The sequence below is a fragment of the Thioalkalivibrio sp. ALJ21 genome (assembly GCF_000378605.1).
Lineage (GTDB): Bacteria > Pseudomonadota > Gammaproteobacteria > Ectothiorhodospirales > Ectothiorhodospiraceae > Thioalkalivibrio.
Map to the genome: position 1 here is coordinate 984,091 of NZ_KB905155.1, position 15,342 is coordinate 999,432.

Annotated in this window: 14 protein-coding genes; 5 read left to right on the forward strand and 9 right to left on the reverse strand. The window is 64.2% G+C overall.

The genetic code is table 11. The features are described from left to right. Positions 1–43: 43 nt before the first annotated feature. Genes malQ through glgC form a run of 3 tightly spaced genes read right to left on the reverse strand, consistent with a single transcriptional unit; the run spans position 44 to position 4,510 of the window. Positions 44–1,513: a 4-alpha-glucanotransferase gene (malQ, locus tag F579_RS0104670; protein ID WP_019024039.1), complete on the reverse strand. Its 1,470-nt coding sequence runs from the start codon at positions 1,511–1,513 to the stop codon at positions 44–46. After that, the gene (locus F579_RS0104675; protein ID WP_019024038.1) at positions 1,513–3,192 is read right to left on the reverse strand and encodes a glycoside hydrolase family 57 protein; all 1,680 of its coding nucleotides are present in this window, start codon (positions 3,190–3,192) and stop codon (positions 1,513–1,515) included. Before F579_RS0104675 ends, malQ begins: the two co-directional genes overlap by 1 nt. A 52-nt stretch (positions 3,193–3,244) precedes the next feature. After that, complete coding sequence (gene glgC / locus F579_RS0104680) at positions 3,245–4,510, reverse strand: glucose-1-phosphate adenylyltransferase (protein WP_019024037.1); 1,266 nt, start codon at positions 4,508–4,510, stop codon at positions 3,245–3,247. Between the two features lie 352 nt (positions 4,511–4,862). Between glgC and glgB the strand changes: the two genes are divergently transcribed. Then, entirely contained in the window at positions 4,863–7,073 is a 2,211-nt protein-coding gene (gene glgB, locus F579_RS0104685; protein WP_019024036.1) for a 1,4-alpha-glucan branching protein GlgB, read from the forward strand. Between the two features lie 371 nt (positions 7,074–7,444). Here glgB and F579_RS0104690 read toward each other — a convergent pair whose 3' ends face one another. Beyond that, entirely contained in the window at positions 7,445–7,876 is a 432-nt protein-coding gene (locus F579_RS0104690) for a restriction endonuclease (RefSeq protein ID WP_026301020.1), read from the reverse strand. Between the two features lie 221 nt (positions 7,877–8,097). Here F579_RS0104690 and F579_RS0104695 point away from each other — a divergent pair, with 221 nt between their 5' ends. Both F579_RS0104695 and nadS read left to right on the forward strand, forming a co-directional pair. After that, positions 8,098–8,442 (forward strand): type II toxin-antitoxin system RelE/ParE family toxin, encoded by a 345-nt coding sequence (locus F579_RS0104695; protein WP_019024034.1) that lies wholly within the window; start codon positions 8,098–8,100, stop codon positions 8,440–8,442. After that, positions 8,439–8,723 (forward strand): NadS family protein, encoded by a 285-nt coding sequence (gene nadS, locus F579_RS0104700; protein ID WP_019024033.1) that lies wholly within the window; start codon positions 8,439–8,441, stop codon positions 8,721–8,723. The genes F579_RS0104695 and nadS overlap by 4 nt, the downstream gene beginning before the upstream one ends. Before the next feature lie 129 nt (positions 8,724–8,852). On the opposite strand, the gene F579_RS0104705 is transcribed toward nadS, so the two are convergent. The 4 genes from F579_RS0104705 to F579_RS0104720 all read right to left on the reverse strand — a co-directional run bounded on the left by F579_RS0104705 (position 8,853) and on the right by F579_RS0104720 (position 12,424). Next, a complete protein-coding gene (locus tag F579_RS0104705; RefSeq protein WP_019024032.1) occupies positions 8,853–10,166 on the reverse strand; it encodes a type II toxin-antitoxin system HipA family toxin in 1,314 nt (437 codons plus the stop codon). Next, positions 10,166–10,414, reverse strand: a complete 249-nt coding sequence (locus F579_RS0104710) for a helix-turn-helix domain-containing protein (protein WP_019024031.1) — start codon at positions 10,412–10,414, stop codon at positions 10,166–10,168. The genes F579_RS0104705 and F579_RS0104710 overlap by 1 nt, the downstream gene beginning before the upstream one ends. Before the next feature lie 187 nt (positions 10,415–10,601). Further along, positions 10,602–11,552 (reverse strand): SDR family oxidoreductase, encoded by a 951-nt coding sequence (locus F579_RS0104715; protein ID WP_019024030.1) that lies wholly within the window; start codon positions 11,550–11,552, stop codon positions 10,602–10,604. Beyond that, positions 11,552–12,424: a glycosyltransferase family 2 protein gene (locus F579_RS0104720; RefSeq protein ID WP_255349419.1), complete on the reverse strand. Its 873-nt coding sequence runs from the start codon at positions 12,422–12,424 to the stop codon at positions 11,552–11,554. Before F579_RS0104720 ends, F579_RS0104715 begins: the two co-directional genes overlap by 1 nt. A 309-nt stretch (positions 12,425–12,733) precedes the next feature. Here F579_RS0104720 and F579_RS0104725 point away from each other — a divergent pair, with 309 nt between their 5' ends. Together F579_RS0104725 and F579_RS0104730 are read left to right on the forward strand one after the other, a co-directional pair. Beyond that, positions 12,734–13,501 (forward strand): class I SAM-dependent methyltransferase, encoded by a 768-nt coding sequence (locus F579_RS0104725; RefSeq protein WP_019024028.1) that lies wholly within the window; start codon positions 12,734–12,736, stop codon positions 13,499–13,501. After that, positions 13,498–13,935 carry a hypothetical protein gene (locus tag F579_RS0104730; protein ID WP_019024027.1) on the forward strand — a complete coding sequence of 146 codons (438 nt, stop codon included), beginning with the start codon at positions 13,498–13,500 and terminating at the stop codon, positions 13,933–13,935. Before F579_RS0104725 ends, F579_RS0104730 begins: the two co-directional genes overlap by 4 nt. 859 nt (positions 13,936–14,794) lie before the next feature. Here F579_RS0104730 and F579_RS0104735 read toward each other — a convergent pair. After that, on the reverse strand, positions 14,795–15,301 hold the full coding sequence (locus F579_RS0104735) for a phosphotransferase (protein WP_231365771.1): 507 nt from the start codon (positions 15,299–15,301) through the stop codon (positions 14,795–14,797). Between the last annotated feature and the right edge of the window lie 41 nt (positions 15,302–15,342).

Genomic DNA, 15,342 nt, shown 5'->3' on the forward strand with positions numbered 1-15,342 from the left:
CTCCGGGGTACGGGGCGGGCTGGCAATGGCGGGCGGGAAGTCGCTACAGGCGGTCGGTTTCGCGCGCCAGGGCCTGTAGTTCGGCGGCGCGGTCCTCGGGTACCTGCTTCCAGGAGAAGCGCCAGCGCCAATTGCCGTCGTCCATTGTGCCGGGGCGGTTCATGCGGGCCCGGGTGTCCAGGGCGAGTGCGTCCTGCATGGGCACGATGGCCAGCTGTGCCACGGAGCGATAGGCCGCTCGCATCAGCGGCCACGGCATCTCCTCGGCCCCGCCCTCGTTCAGGGTGTTGATCACGTGCGCCTGCATCTCGGGCGAGAGCGAGTGAAACCAGCCCAGCGTGGTGTCGTTATCGTGGGTACCTGTGTAGACGGCGCTGGCCTCGTCGTGATTGTTCGGCAGATACGGGTTGTCCTCGCCGCCCTCGAAGGCGAACTGCAGGATGCGCATGCCGGGCAGATCAAAGTGTTCACGCAGCGCGGTGACCTCAGGCGTGATCACCCCGAGATCCTCCGCCAGCAGCGGCAGCGTGCCCAGCTCGTCCTCCAGGCGACGGAAGAACGGCTCGCCCGGGCCTGGTACCCAGCGCCCACTGGTCGCATCCGGCTCTTCGGCCGGGATGCCCCAGCTCGCCTCGAAGCCACGGAAATGGTCGATGCGGACGGCATCCAGGGTCTCCAGTGCCCAGCGCATGCGCTCGACCCACCAGCGGTAGCCGGTGGCCTCCAGCCGATCCCAGTGGTACTGGGGGTTGCCCCAGCGCTGCCCGGTCTCGGAGAAGTAGTCGGGGGGAACACCGGCGACGGTTATCGGATGGCCCGTCTCGTCCAGGTCGAACAGGTCGCGATGGGCCCAGACATCGGCCGAATCGTGCGCGACGAAGATCGGCATGTCGCCCAGGATCAGGATATCCAGGTCCTTCGCCTGACGACGCAGGTCCTGCCACTGATCAAAGAACACGAACTGGGCAAAGCGCACCCGTTCCAGCTCGTCGCGCGCCGCGTCCTCGATCCGCTCCATCGCGTCCGGGTCGCGGTCGCGCAGCGCCGGTGTCCACTCCCACCAGGGCCGTCCCTCCTCCCGTGCGCGGACCACCACGAAGCGGGCGTAGTCGTCCAGCCAGACCGGCCCCTGTTCCTGACAGAACCGTTGATAGGCCTCCCGCCAGACGGCCGGGGTGTCGTTCAACCGGGCATGTGCCCGGGCCAGCATGGCCTCCCCGGTGCCGCTGTCAGCCGACAACCCGACCCGCTCGGCCAGCAACCGGGGATCGATCAGGCGCACATCACCGGCAAAGGCGGAGATGCACGCATAGGGCGAGCCATCCTCATGCGGGGGATGTAGCGGCAGGATCTGCCACAGCGTGAAGCCTGCCCGACGAGCCCAGTCGAGAAAGGCGTAGGCCTCGCCGCCGAGCGTCCCGACCGGCTCGCTGCCAGGCAGAGAGGTGGGATGCAGCAGGACGCCCGCCCGCCGCCGTTGCATCAGCGGGTTGGCATGGCCCTCCCCCACCATCAGTCGGTCTGCCCCTTGCGCATCGTGCCGCCAGCAGACGGATCACCCCCGCCGACCGAGAGCACCTCGCCCAGGGATTCGGGGACTGTGAGGTTGGCGAGCTGATAAAGCCGCGCCAGGTGACGACGATAAAGCTGCTCGAAGTCACTGACCGACCCGGCCGGATTATACGCCCCGAACCACCAGCACCAGTCCGATCCTTCGCAGATGGCCAGTTGCTCGCGCAGCTCCGGCGTATCCAGCGCGGGATCCTCGGCCACCGCCTTGTCTACCGCCTTGCGGGCCGCAATCAGGCTGTCCCAGCCCCGGTTCTTGTCCGGATCGCCGATCCAGGTGGAGAACGTCCCGTACACCCAGCTACCGGCGACCAGCCCCGGCAGCTCGCCGCGGTCGCGATCCTTGCCGCTGCGCCGGCAGACGTCGGCAAAGGTGCAAAGATTCAGCGTGGCGTGCTGCGCCAGACGCTCGTACAGCGTACTGAGGAAGTGGTAGCCATTCTCGGGGTAGTACTCCCAGGCGTTCTCGCCATCCAGGATCACCGAGACCACCCCGCCCTGGGGCGAGACAGCGGCGATGTTCTCCAGATGGTGGATGAAGTCCCCCACCGCATCGTCCGCATGCCAGTCCGCATAGCGAAACCCGATCGCATCGGACAGCCCGTCGTCACGGAAGAACAGTTCGATATCGCTGCCTTGCAGCTGATAGGGCCGGTGCAGCCAGCCTTCCTCTTCGGCGGAGCCAGTGTTGGACTCGGCCGTCTCGCCCGCCGCCGCCAGGCTGTTGGCGAGCACCGTCTGTCCGCTGGCCGTCCAGCACAGCTTGTATTCGTCCAGCAGGCGGATGGTCGCCTCGCTCAGACTGCCCTCGGAGGGCCAGCACCCGCGCGGACGAAAGCCGAAATGCTCCTCGAACACCTCGAGCCCCCGATCGATGTGCCAGCGCACCCGGGCCTCCCCATCCGGATAGGCGGGGGCCTTGGGCAGCTCCACCTCCGGCATCGCCTCGCGGGCGGAGGCCAGGTCGAGCATCAGCGGCATGATCGGGTGGGCATACGGGGTAAACGACAGCTCCACGCGGCCACTGGCCGCCAGCTCGCGGTAGCGCGGCAGGATGCCCTTGACCTCGTCGCGGATCAGCGTCAGCAGGCGCTGGCGCATGCCAGGGTCAAAGTTCGTGTCCGTCTTCAGCCAACCACGCACCTCGGGGTAGGCCCAGCGAATGGTCTCGCCCAGCCAGGCCAGGTGGTAGCAGGTGGCCAGATCCTGGAAAAAACGGGCATCCAGATGCCCCAGCAGCAGCGGCTCCTCCATGGCCTTGCGCGCGATATCGGCGAGGCGCTGGAACAACGGGAACGGCTCGATCATGCGCGGGGCGTGCGCCCGCAGGCATACCCGCAGGATCTCCTGGCGCTGGGCGGGATCCGTCGGCACCACATCCATGTGCAGCAGGTCCAGCACCGGGTCGCCCACGGGCTGGCGCTCGCGCACACAGGCGTCCAGGCGCTCGCCATAGTCCGCCAGCTGCTCCAGCAGGATCGGCGCGAAATTGACCACCGCGCGCGCCTTCGGGCAGGCCTCCAGATGGGCGGCCATGTCCGTGTAGTCCTTCAGCGCATGGAGGTACGTCCAGGGCAGCGCGTATTCACCCGCACCGCTTTCAAAGTACTGTGGCTGGTGCATGTGCCAGCACAGCACCACGTCGAGTTTGGGTGGGGTCGGCACCAGCGCAGTACTAGCGCACATGATGCGTGGCCTGCCCGAGCATCTCGGGGGTTACCACCCGGACGCCTTCGGGCGATATGTAGTAGTCACGCGCATCCGCCTCGTCGTCCACACCGATCTGCGTCCCGTCGGGAACCCTGCAGGCCTTGTCGATCACCGCCTTCTGGATCACGCAGTCCTCGCCCACCTTCACACTGGGCAGGATCACCGAATCCTCCACCGTAGAACCGGCATTCACCTGCACGTTGGAGAACAGCAGCGAGTGGCGGATCGTGCTGCCCGAGATGATGCAGCCCCCCGACACCATGGAGTCGATCGCCATGCCGCGGCGATCGTCGTCGTCGAACACGAACTTGGCCGGCGGCAACTGCTCCTGATAGGTCCAGATCGGCCAGTCGGAGTCGTACAGGTTCAGCTCGGGGGTCACGCCGATCAGCTCGAGGTTCGCCTGCCAGTAGGAGTCGATCGTCCCGACATCGCGCCAGTAGCCCTGGCGCGCACCCTGCTCGTCGCGGAACGGATAGGCCATCACCTGATAGCGATCGATAATGCTGGGGATGATGTCCTTGCCGAAATCGTGCGTGGAGAAGGTGTCGTCCGCATCCTTGATCAGCTGCTCGAAAAGGAACTGCGTGTTGATCACGTAGATCCCCATCGAGGCCAGCGAGTGGGTACTCTTGCCCGGGATGCTCGCCGGGTCGTCCGGCTTCTCCGCAAAGGAGGTAATGCGGCTCGCGGCATCAACCCCCATCACCCCGAAGGCCTTGGCGCGTTCACGCTCCACCTCCAGGCAGCCCACCGTCATGTCCGCGCCGCTCTCCACGTGGAAGGCGATCATCTGGCCGTAGTCCATCTTGTAGATGTGGTCGCCGGCCAGAATCAGCACGTAACTCGGCGCGTGCTGGCGGATGATGTCGATGTTCTGGTACACCGCGTCCGCCGTACCCTGGTACCAGGACGTCTCGATGCGCTGTTGCGCCGGCAACAGCTCGATGAACTCGCCGAACTCGCCGCGCAGGAAGCTCCAGCCACGCTGTATGTGCTGGATCAGCGAGTGCGCCTTGTACTGGGTCAGCACCGCCACCTGACGGATGCCCGAGTTGATACAGTTGGACAAGGGGAAATCGATGATGCGGAACTTGCCGCCAAACGGTACGGCCGGCTTGGCCCGCCAGAGCGTCAGCTGCTTCAGCCGCGATCCGCGCCCACCGGCGAGGATCAGGGCCAGAGTCTCGCGGGTCAGACGACTAACAAAACGTTGCGGTTGCGGATTCATGCACCCATCCTTGTCATTAAGGAAACACTGATCAATGTACACGTTCGCGCTCGAGTCGCTTTTGCGTGCGAACAAGGCGCGGCGACTGCCGTGCAGTCATTCTGCACAAGGGAGCCGCAACGCCGTGCGCACGCAAAAGCGGCCGAGCCCCTGCGTTCAATGTTTTGTGGGGTTGGTACCCCAGGTTCCCCGATGCTGCGTTGCGCCGCTTGCGGGTAGGACCACTACCCGCTGCACGACGCGCCTTGTCTCGGAAAACCTGGGGTACCAACGCGAGCGTGTACATTGAACAGTGTTTCCTTAAACCTCTCCGGGGCTGTGACCCCGATCAAACACCGAGCGTGATTCGAGTATGACAACAGCCTCCAGCAAATGCATCACACCCGTTACCGATATCCTGGCGCGTTTGCCGGAGGCGCGCCTCCATGATCCACACAGCGTCCTGGGGCTTCATGCGCTGGATCAAGAGACTGCCTGCTACCGTGCCTGGCTGCCGCACGCCAGCGAGGCCTCGATCACACTTTCGGGCGGATCCGACGAACCGCTCACACCCAGTACCAAAATCCCGGGACTGTTCACCTGGCAGGGCAAGCGCGATGCCCTCCCCGCGCACCCGGCGCTCCACTGGAAGCCCGAGGGTGGCACGCAGACATTACAGACCGTTGACCCGTGGAGTTTCACCCCGGACATCCCCGAGTTCGACCGCCACCTGTTCGCCGAAGGCCGCCACTGGCACGCCCACCGCATGCTGGGCGCCCACCCGGAGACCCGCGACGGTATCGACGGCGTGCGCTTCGCCGTCTGGGCCCCGAACGCCGAACGCGTCTCCGTCGTTGGTGACTTCAACCGCTGGGACGGCCGCTGCCACCCGATGACCGTGCACCCGGGCAGCGGCATCTGGGAGCTGTTCATCCCGGGGTTGGACCGCGACACCCTGTACAAATTCGAGATCCGCAACCGCGACCACGGCACCATCCACGTCAAGACCGACCCCTACGCCCGCGCCTACCAGCTGCGCCCGGAGACGGCCGCGCGCATCCAGCCGCAAAGCGACTACACCTGGGGCGATGGAGAGTGGCTGCAAAACCGCGACCCCGAGGGCTGGAAACACCGCCCCATGAGCATCTACGAGGTGCACCTCGGCTCCTGGCAACGCAGCCCCGAGGGCCAGTGGCCCAACTACCGCGAGCTGGCCGAGCGCCTCGTGCCCTATGCCCGCGACATGGGCTTTACCCATCTCGAGCTGCTGCCGATCACCGAACACCCGTTCGACGGCTCCTGGGGCTACCAGAGCACCGGCTTTTTCGCCCCCACCTCGCGCTTTGGCGACCCGGATGATTTCCGCTACTTCGTCGACCAGGCCCACCAGGCCGGGCTTGGCGTGTTGCTCGACTGGGTGCCCGGCCACTTCCCGCGCGACGAGTTCGCGCTCGCCCGCTTCGACGGCACCGCCCTGTACGAACACGAAGACCCGCGCATCGGCGAACACCGCGGCTGGGGCACCTTGATCTTCAATTACTCCCGCCCCGAGGTGCGCAACTTCCTGCTCTCCAGCGCGCTGTGCTGGGTCGAGGACTTCCACCTCGACGGCCTGCGAGTCGATGCCGTCGCCTCCATGCTCTATCGCGACTACGACCGCGAACCGCACGACTGGCTGCCCAACATCCACGGCGGCAACGAGAACCTGGAGGCGATCGACTTCCTGCGCCACCTGAACGAGACCGTGCAGACCGCGCACCCCGGCGTGGTGATGATCGCCGAGGAATCCACCGCATGGCCCGGCGTCAGCCGCCCGCCGTCCATGGGCGGGCTCGGCTTCACCATGAAATGGAACATGGGCTGGATGCACGACACCCTGACCTACTTCGGCATGGACCCGATCTACCGCCACTATCACCACAACCAGCTGACCTTCGGCCAGATCTACGCCTACAGCGAGAACTTCGTCCTGCCCTTCTCCCACGACGAAGTCGTGCACGGCAAACGCAGCCTGCGCGGCCGCATGCCCGGCAACGAATGGGAACAGCACGCCAACCTGCGCCTGCTCTATGCCTGGCAGTGGCTCTACCCCGGCAAGAAGCTCCTGTTCATGGGCCAGGAATTCGGCCAGGGCCCGGAGTGGTCCGAGGACCGCGAACTGGACTGGTACGTCCTGCAATACCCGCTGCACCAAGGCCTGCAGCAGCTCGTGCGCGACCTCAACCAGGTCTACCGCGACCACGCCGCCCTGCACGGCCGCGAATTCGAGCCCGACGGCTTCTCCTGGCTGGACTGCGACGACGCCTCGCACTCCACCCTCAGCTTCCTACGCCGCGACATCGACGGCCGGGAATGCGTCGTCGTGCTCAACCTCACCCCCATCGAACGCGGCGCCCACCCAGTCCCCGCCCCGCACCCCGGCCCCTGGCGCGTCGTCCTCAACACCGACGCCCAGGCCTACGGCGGCGACTCCCGCGGCCCCGCCCACGCCCACGCCGAACCCATCGAGCGCAACGGCCACCCCGCCACGCTCTACCTCCACCTGCCCCCCCTGACCGCCCTCCTCCTGGAACCTGCCAGCTGACGGCGCACTACTACCGGACAGACCCCAATCGGCCAGAGGGCTGGCCTCCTACACCAACCACACCCGCCCCTTGTAGGAGCGCAGCCCCCTGCGCGATCACCCACGCCAGCCCACCGCTCATCGGCCAGAGGGCTGGCCTCCTACACCTACCACAACCCGCCTGTAGGAGCGCAGCCCCCTGCGCGATGCGGCCTTAGGCATAACCCCCATCACCCAAAGATTACCCACCTACACACCAACACCCGCCCCTGTAGGAGCCGAGCCCCCTCGGCGATACCCACGCCCGAATACCGCACCAAACCCGCCCAACAAAAAAGGCCCATCCCAACAGGACAGGCCCTTCTCACACTCGACCAAGAAAACACAAACCGCTAACCACGCCCCTCAACCAGCGCCTGCGTCTCGCCATCCAGCGCTCCCCAGTGGCTGCGCAACCGCTCCGCCAAATCCGCCGGCTCCAGCAAGATCACCGGCATCGCCAGCTCCGCCGCCTGCTCACGCGCCTCCGGCGCAAACCCGGCCAGGCTCACATACATCCCGCGATCGCTACTCTCGCGCCCCGAGACAAAGGCCTCCAGCTCTGGCGGCTCCACCTCGCTGTCACGATCACGCGCCACCCCCACAATCAAGCGCGGCGCATCGTCGCCACCGCGCGCCGGGGCCACCACATACTCCTGCCACACATCGCGACCATCCGCCGGCGCATCCACCAGCACATACCCCATCCCGCGCAACAAGCCTTCAACCACACGCCCAATACTCGCGGTCCCCAACCCTGCCAAACGCTCGGCCCACTCGTCCATCACAACCCCTCCAATTCACAATCCCCCGCACGCTAATCCAAACCCCATCACAAAACCACCCACCCCACCATCCCCGTACCCGTACCCGTACCCGTACCCGTAGGAGGCCAGCCCTCTGGCCGATCACCCACATCAGCCCCCCAACGCGACCGAATTCGACACACGCCCCACCAAGTGTACACTGTACCCCATGGGCTACAGACCTAAGGGCATGTCTTTACGTGCCCCATGCCATTGAAATTATTGAAACGCCAACATTCACCCGGCAATTTCAGGCAATCGCCAGCGATGATGAGCTGAAGGAACTACAGCGCATCCTGATCGCCCAACCCGACAAAGGCGACCTGATCCAGGAAACGGGAGGGTTACGCAAGATTCGCATTGGGCTGGGCCGGCAAGGCAAGCGTAGCGGCGGCCGTGTCATCTACTTTCTCGCGAGCGCAGAGACCATCTACCTGATCCTGGCCTACCCCAAGAATGTGAATGTGAAAGACAACCTCACCGCCACCGAGAAGGCTGCGCTCAAGGAACTGACCGCCCAACTAAAAGAGGAAGTTCTCGAATGAACATCTACGACGAGCTCCAGACATCACTGCAAGAAGCGGTCGACATCAAACAGGGCAGGAAAGCGGCCAGCCGTGTCACCCGCCACGAAGTGGCGGACGTGAAGGCGATTCGCGCCCACTTGCACGTTTCGCAAGCCGAATTCGCCAAGGCCATGGGAACCAGCGTCGACACCATCAAAAGCTGGGAAGCCAAACGACGAAACCCCACCGGACTCGCCGCCAAAGTCCTGGCCACCATCCGCGACAACCCCAGCTTCTTCAACGAACTCGCCGCCCGCTAACCCCAACAACACAACACCAATCCCACCCCCCCTGTAGGAGGCCAGCCCCCTGGCCGATTGGATGTTGGACAGGCCCAATCGGCCAGAGGCTGGCCTCCTACACCCAGCGCCGCCCCTGCGCGCCTATCCTCAAAGAACCCGCTCGAGCGACTGAATACCCGCTTCCACCGAACGCCGAACGGCGTCATGGATGCCAGCCGGGAACCCCGCCGGCAATTCATATTCCACTCGATCCAGTGCGGATGCCGCCTGCAGAACCACGGATGCCAGGACCTCGTGCACCATCGCCGCAGGCAGACGGGCTGAAGCGCCCGTCTCCAGGAAGTGCCGGCCCTGGATGCCATCCACCCGATAGTGGTTGCGCCGCCCGACAGCGAGCGCCAGCCGAACCTGCTTGCGCTCGACCTGTCGGCTGGCCACGCTGGGCAATATCGTCAACACGTCATACAGCGGCGTGAGCCGGTACCCGCCGCCCGGTTGCAGGAACACACTGAAATTCTTGGCGTGCCCATCCGTGGCGCCGATCAGCCAGAACAGGATCTGCGCCTTCAGCACTGTCGCCTGGTCCGCCCCCGGCGTATCACTGCCCCGCAACAACCCCAGCACATCCACCAGCCCGGGGCCACCTTCGCTCTGATACTTGCGGCTCGGCGGCACGCCCAGTGCCTGGCAGCAGTCCTCCTGCGGCAAGCGCAGCAACCGCCCATCGCGCGCCCAGTGTCGATCAAACCGCTCCACTACCAGCGCCCGGGCGCCCCCAAAGCGCCCGATCTCCGCACGCGCCACCGGCATACCGAACGCCGCCAGCAATCGCAGGCAGTAAAACTCATTCTCCACGCTGTCCGACAAATCCAGCCCGTTGGGTAACTGCCCAATAGCGGGCTTCAAGATATGCGTAGTCGGCGTCGAGCCATGGGGCTTGAACCAGCGGCCCTTATGCCATAAAAGCGCCGTCTTCTCCTGGGCACCAGCAATCGAAATACGGAAAGCCTCGTCGCTACCCAGACCCAGCGGCGCCTGGGCCAAACCGCCCAGCAGCTCTTCGATGCCCCTTTCATCGACCGGCTCCCCCTGAATCCCTCCAGCGGGCTCGGACTCCTGCGCATCCGACAGCGAAAACTGCAACGCCCCCACACAATCATGCCCGATCGCCGCCAGCAGGCTGTAGGCATCCGTCCCAGCGGCGCCCACACGTTGCGCCACACGCCCCCGCAGGACCTCCGCATCCGGCAACAGGTTCTCGAACACAGCGGCCACGGCCTCGCCGTGGTAGGCATCTTCCCGCAACGGAAGCGATAGCGAGACCGGCAGCGCATGCTCCCAGCCTAGCCAGCTGGCGTCATACCGAAAGCGAATCGCCCCGGCCGCCGACTTCTCCAGAAACCCCACCAGGCGACCATTCAGCAAGACACGCAGCGGCGGATGGCGGCGCGGGCGCGGCATCAGAAGATTTCTTCAATGGACACAGTCGACCGCGCACGGGGAGCAATCTGAAACTCCAGATCCAGCGCCGCCAGAACCGCAAGCAACGTCTCCAACCGGGTAGCCGGGTTCCCGTTCTCGATCAGGGAAATGGTCTCCTGGCGCAAGCCCGACTTCTCGCCAAGCGCGGCCTGCGTAAGGCCCTGCTTTCGCCGGACCCGGCGCACAATCGTCCCAATCTGCTTAGGTGTTCGCGCAAGCAATTTCATAACACCCGATTATGCGCCCAACCCGATAACCAATCAATATCGGAATCAACCCATAAATCAAGCACCCCGCCGCCCCTTGGCCGATCACCCACGCGAAACAACACCCCCCTGTAGGAGGCCAGCCCCCTGGCCGATTGGGTGTTGGATAGGCCCAATCGGCCAGGGGGCTGGCCTCCTACACAAACCCTCACCCCCGCAACGACACCACTGCCCGCCGCAACCCCTCATCCACACACACCGGAGGCTCCCACCCCAGCGTCTCCCGCGTATCCGAAATGTCCACCTGCAGCGAATCCAACAACCGCCGCGCCATCTCCCCACGCCCCACCGCCCGCGCCCCGGCACGCAACAGCAGCGGCGGCACCGGCACCAAACGCGCCCGCCGCTCCATCGCCGCCGCTACCCGGCGCAACAGATCGGTGGTGGAAAGATCCTCCCCATCCCCAGCCAGAAGCACCCGATTGGCCGCCCCCGGATGCTCCAGACAGGTCACCAGCAGATCCACCAGGTTATCCAACCCCACCAGCGAACGCCGATTGTCCACCGCCCCCAGCGGCAGCGGCACACCCCGAGCCACCCAATGCATCATTCGCGCGAAATTCCCGCCAACACCCGGCCCATACACGAGCGGCGGCCGCACCACCACAATCTCCATCCCCGTCTCGCGCCCCAGGGCGAATAGCCCCGCCTCCGCCTCGGCCTTGGACACGCCGTAGGGATCCATCGGTGCCGGCACATCGGCAGAGGCGAACGCCTGCCCAGGTGCCGTCTCCTCCCCATTCACCTTGATCGAACTGACGAACACGAACCGACGCACCCCAGCACCCGCCGCCTGCCGTGCCAACGCCAACGTCCCCTCCACGTTAGTCTGCCGATACTCCGCCAGCGGATCGGCTGAATCCTCGTCCATCACATGCACACGGGCCGCTGCATGGACCACTGCCTCAGCGCCTCGCACGGCACTCGCCCAATCTGCATCTACGCCCAGCGAGGGCGACATCACCCACTCCGCCTCTTCCGGCGTCACCAGCTCCCGGCGCGAGGCCGCCGCCGGCCGCCACCGCCCCTCACCCGCCAAGCGCGCGACTACAGCTCCACCGACAAACCCACTCGCACCCGTGACAAGCACGCGCCCCATCACTGAGCATTCCCGTCATTTCGAGGGCCCAAAGGGCTGCGGCCATCCCCTACCGAAGCCTGTTCCACTGAATGCAGCCACCCCAACCGCCGCGCCAGCCCAGGCAACCGGTGCCGCACCACCGCCCGTCCGGTCTGATGTGCAAAACACCACGCGCTGTGCGTCAGAGAAAGCCCCTCAACCTCCCGATACATCCGCCATGTATACAGCGAGGTGGAAGCCTTGTTCGACGAGATGGACCCAGAACGCACCCGATACACCCCGAGCACCTCGTTCAGCCCCAGCGCCATCTCGCCATCGCGCAACAACTCCAGCCACAACGCATAATCCTGGCGCCGGCGGATCAACGGCATGTAGCGCTTGCCGAACACGTTCGTGTCATACATCGCCGTCAAACACCCGACGTAACAGGTCTTCAGAAGCTCTCGATAACGCAACCGGCTCGGGACCCCCACCGGTGGGAGATACCGCCCGTTCTCGTCCACCCGCTCATAAGCCCCATACGAGAACGCTGCCCCCTCCTCCCGCATAAACGCCAGCTGCCGCTCCAGCTTGTGCGGCAACCACAGATCATCCCCATCCAGAAACGCGATATACCTCCCGCGCGCGGCCTCAATGGCCGTGTTGCGCGCCACCGCAGCGCCTTCATTGCGCCCCAGCTGAATCAAGCGAATGCGCTCATCGCCCTCGGCAAGCCCACGCACAAGACGCCCCGAAGCATCCTGGGAAGCATCATCCACCACCACCAGCTCCCAATCGGCAAACGTCTGCGCCAGCACCGACCGAATGCTCGCCTCAACGAACATCTCGCCGTTATAGACCGGCATCACCACCGAGACGGCGGGGCCGCGTAGCCTCCCATTAGTGCTCACTGCGACATCACCTCATCACTCCCGTACTCGACCAACTCCCCGGGTTCTACCCTGATCCACAACGGACTCTGCCAGGCACCCGGAAGTACCGTGTCGTCACGCACAGCCCCATAATCCTCCCAAGGACCGGCACCCCGCGAAAGTCAGCAGAGTGCGCAACGACAAACCGGTACCACGCCCTCTCTCCTGACCAAGACAGCACTGTCGCGTCGTTGGCTTCCAATCGCAGACGCTTAAAGCGACCAGGCGCCGCGTTGTGCCAACATGCGCACAGGAAGCAACCGGCCGACACGAGAGTCTGAACTGCACGTGACCACCTACACAGAGACTTTCGACCGGCGCGGCCACCTGTACAACAGCGCCATGGCCACCTTCCCCAATGCCCGAGACGAAGAACTGCGCCAACTGCTGAACCGACTGGACCCGAAACCTGCCGAAGTCATCGTCGATGCCCCGGCCGGCGGCGGGTTCGTTGCCGAGGCCGTAGCCGCCGCGGGTGCGGAAGTCATCTGCATCGAGCCTTCTGTGCCGTTCGGTAAGCCGCTGGCCGCGCGCTTCAAGACCCATGTCGCGCCGATCTGGAACATGCCCCTCGCGGACGACTCCGTCGACAAGCTGGCACGCCTGGCAGGCTTGCATCACCTGGGTCACGCAGAACTGCAAGGCTCCTTCAACGAAGCATTCCGCGTCCTGCGACCCGGCGGGCTCATCGCGGTCGCCGATGTTCGAGCCGACACGCCTACCGCCGCGTTCCTCAACGGGCCCGTCGACACCTGGACCGAAACCGGGCACCAAGGCCACTTCTTCAAACCCGGGGGCCTGCAAGCCCAACTGGAAGCCGCCGGCTTCCAGCACACGACAGAAACACTCGAGTCCTTCTTCTGGACACTACCGGACACAACGTCTCTATGCGGCTTCGTCCATAACCTGTTCGGCCTCGTAATACTCCCATCGGCCCAGACAGAAGCCCTGCTGCGCCAGGGCCCCGGCATCCACCAGGACGCCACAGGCGCACATTTCCCATGGGCGCTCGCCTACGCTACGGCCCGAAAACCCACTGGAACACCCGCTTCATGAAACTCCTGGACCAACTCATCCTCGGGCTCGTCACTCGCTGGACCTGGCGCCGTTATCCCGAGCTGGTGGCCGACCTCATCAAACGGAACGGACACGCCCCCTGCACGGCATTTCCGCGCACCGCCAACGAAAAATTTCTTTGGCGGAAGATCTTCGATCACGACCCGCGATTCACCATCCTCTCCGACAAGCTCGCCAGCAAGGCCTGGGTGGCCGAACGCGTCCAGTCACTAGCCATTCCCGAAGTCCTCTGGCGCGGCACCCGCCCGCCCACCATCCCGAAATCGGTGCTACAACAGAACGTGATATTCAAGGCCAACTACGGCTTGGGCACCAACCACTTCATACGCAATGGACATTTCAACCGAGAGCAGCTGAACAAACTGGGGCAGGACTGGTTCGCCAAAACCCACGGCCTGGCGGCCCTCCAGTAGGGTCCCGCGAGAGATGTTCACCGACCGGGCGCTTGAACCGGGGCCAAATGACCTGGAGAACATTAGGTGCTACACATTCCGTGACCAGATCACCCGCGCCGTACACATCGGAGGCCAATTCCGCGTAATCTGGCGAACGTCTGGAAACCGGACGAAAATGACGTCCTGAAACGCAGCCCCACACCTGCTGCCGTGCCCCACGATCCGTCGCGCGCCCTGCCACAGGCATCGGCGAAGCGAACCGAGTTGCCCCCATACTCGGACAGGAGTTCGATCACCTCCGCGTTGTTCTGCTCACTGACCTCACCCCCATTTGGTTCGGAGAACTGACCGTCTACAACCTGAGTGGCTACTTCCCAGCTAACTCCCGCGCCAGCCCCAACTCGACAACCAACAAAGCTTGGGATATCCGCCTATCTGCGGTCCAGCGCAGTTCACATCGGCACGGGTTGGCGTTCCAACTTTGCCAAGTGCGTTCCACGCCCCTTATACCAGCCAACCACGTAAGCAGTGACATCGCGAACCGCCTCAGAATGGTTGCCTTAGTCGCGCCGCCAGACCCGCAATTCCCTTGCATCCAGGAAAGGGCACTCGGCTCCCGCATTGTCCCAGAAGTCCCCCGCCGGGTCATGCTCACCCCACCACCGCACCACACCAGCAGACGCCGCCAGGCGTCTCTGGTCTACCTACAGCCCTAGCCGGGTTGCACCAGCACATCTGAATCGTATTGCCCACTATGCACCCTCCGCGCAGCCCACCAAAGACCAACTCTCAATCTAGGCGGCGACTCATGGACTAACCCGCGCGCATCGCAGTGGAACCGGTCATGCTCCACTAATCCCCCAACAACGCCAAGCCACTAACAATACGATTTCAGACGAAACATCTTTTCCGCCAACAACTCTAAATTTCTATCTACCAACAACCTATCCCGCTGCGGAATACGCCCCTCAAAACGCTCCACATAATCGGCAAACCCTTTCAACATATGCCTAATCACAACTTTGAAATCCAAACCAAACTGCGCCCGATATACTTCGGTCCCATCCCGACCACTCCCAAACAAATAACTCGCAACAACATCGCTCTCCCACCCCATGGATAGCTCCATCTCTTTAACCGCCCGCCCCTTTCTTCCCCACAAAGACGAATACAACAACTGGCACAGCTCCGCGCCTAATGGCGCTCTCCTTGCATGTTCCCAATCGATCAGAGCCAAACCGTTGCCTGGCGCTACGAACACATTCCCTTTGTTTGCATCATAATGACAAGCCACCATCAACGAGTTGTCTGCAACCTCCCACCTCCTAGCTAACACAAGCGCGAAGCGCCAAGCATCCTGTGGCAGCCCGCTGATACCCGCCATACCGCACGCCTTCGAAAACCTCCGCGCATGCATCATCAACC

Bases quoted from the DNA above. Each gene is read 5' to 3' on its own strand.
- nadS (WP_019024033.1), top strand. From the start codon at position 8,439: ATGAACATCTACGACGAGCTCCAGACATCACTGCAAGAAGCGGTCGAC.
- glgC (WP_019024037.1), bottom strand. From the start codon at position 4,510: ATGAATCCGCAACCGCAACGTTTTGTTAGTCGTCTGACCCGCGAGACT.
- F579_RS0104730 (WP_019024027.1), top strand. From the start codon at position 13,498: ATGAAACTCCTGGACCAACTCATCCTCGGGCTCGTCACTCGCTGGACC.
- F579_RS0104735 (WP_231365771.1), bottom strand. From the start codon at position 15,301: ATGGCGGGTATCAGCGGGCTGCCACAGGATGCTTGGCGCTTCGCGCTT.
- F579_RS0104710 (WP_019024031.1), bottom strand. From the start codon at position 10,414: ATGAAATTGCTTGCGCGAACACCTAAGCAGATTGGGACGATTGTGCGC.
- malQ (WP_019024039.1), bottom strand. From the start codon at position 1,513: ATGGTGGGGGAGGGCCATGCCAACCCGCTGATGCAACGGCGGCGGGCG.
- F579_RS0104675 (WP_019024038.1), bottom strand. From the start codon at position 3,192: ATGCACCAGCCACAGTACTTTGAAAGCGGTGCGGGTGAATACGCGCTG.
- F579_RS0104705 (WP_019024032.1), bottom strand. From the start codon at position 10,166: ATGCCGCGCCCGCGCCGCCATCCGCCGCTGCGTGTCTTGCTGAATGGT.
- F579_RS0104690 (WP_026301020.1), bottom strand. From the start codon at position 7,876: ATGGACGAGTGGGCCGAGCGTTTGGCAGGGTTGGGGACCGCGAGTATT.
- glgB (WP_019024036.1), top strand. From the start codon at position 4,863: ATGACAACAGCCTCCAGCAAATGCATCACACCCGTTACCGATATCCTG.
- F579_RS0104715 (WP_019024030.1), bottom strand. From the start codon at position 11,552: ATGGGGCGCGTGCTTGTCACGGGTGCGAGTGGGTTTGTCGGTGGAGCT.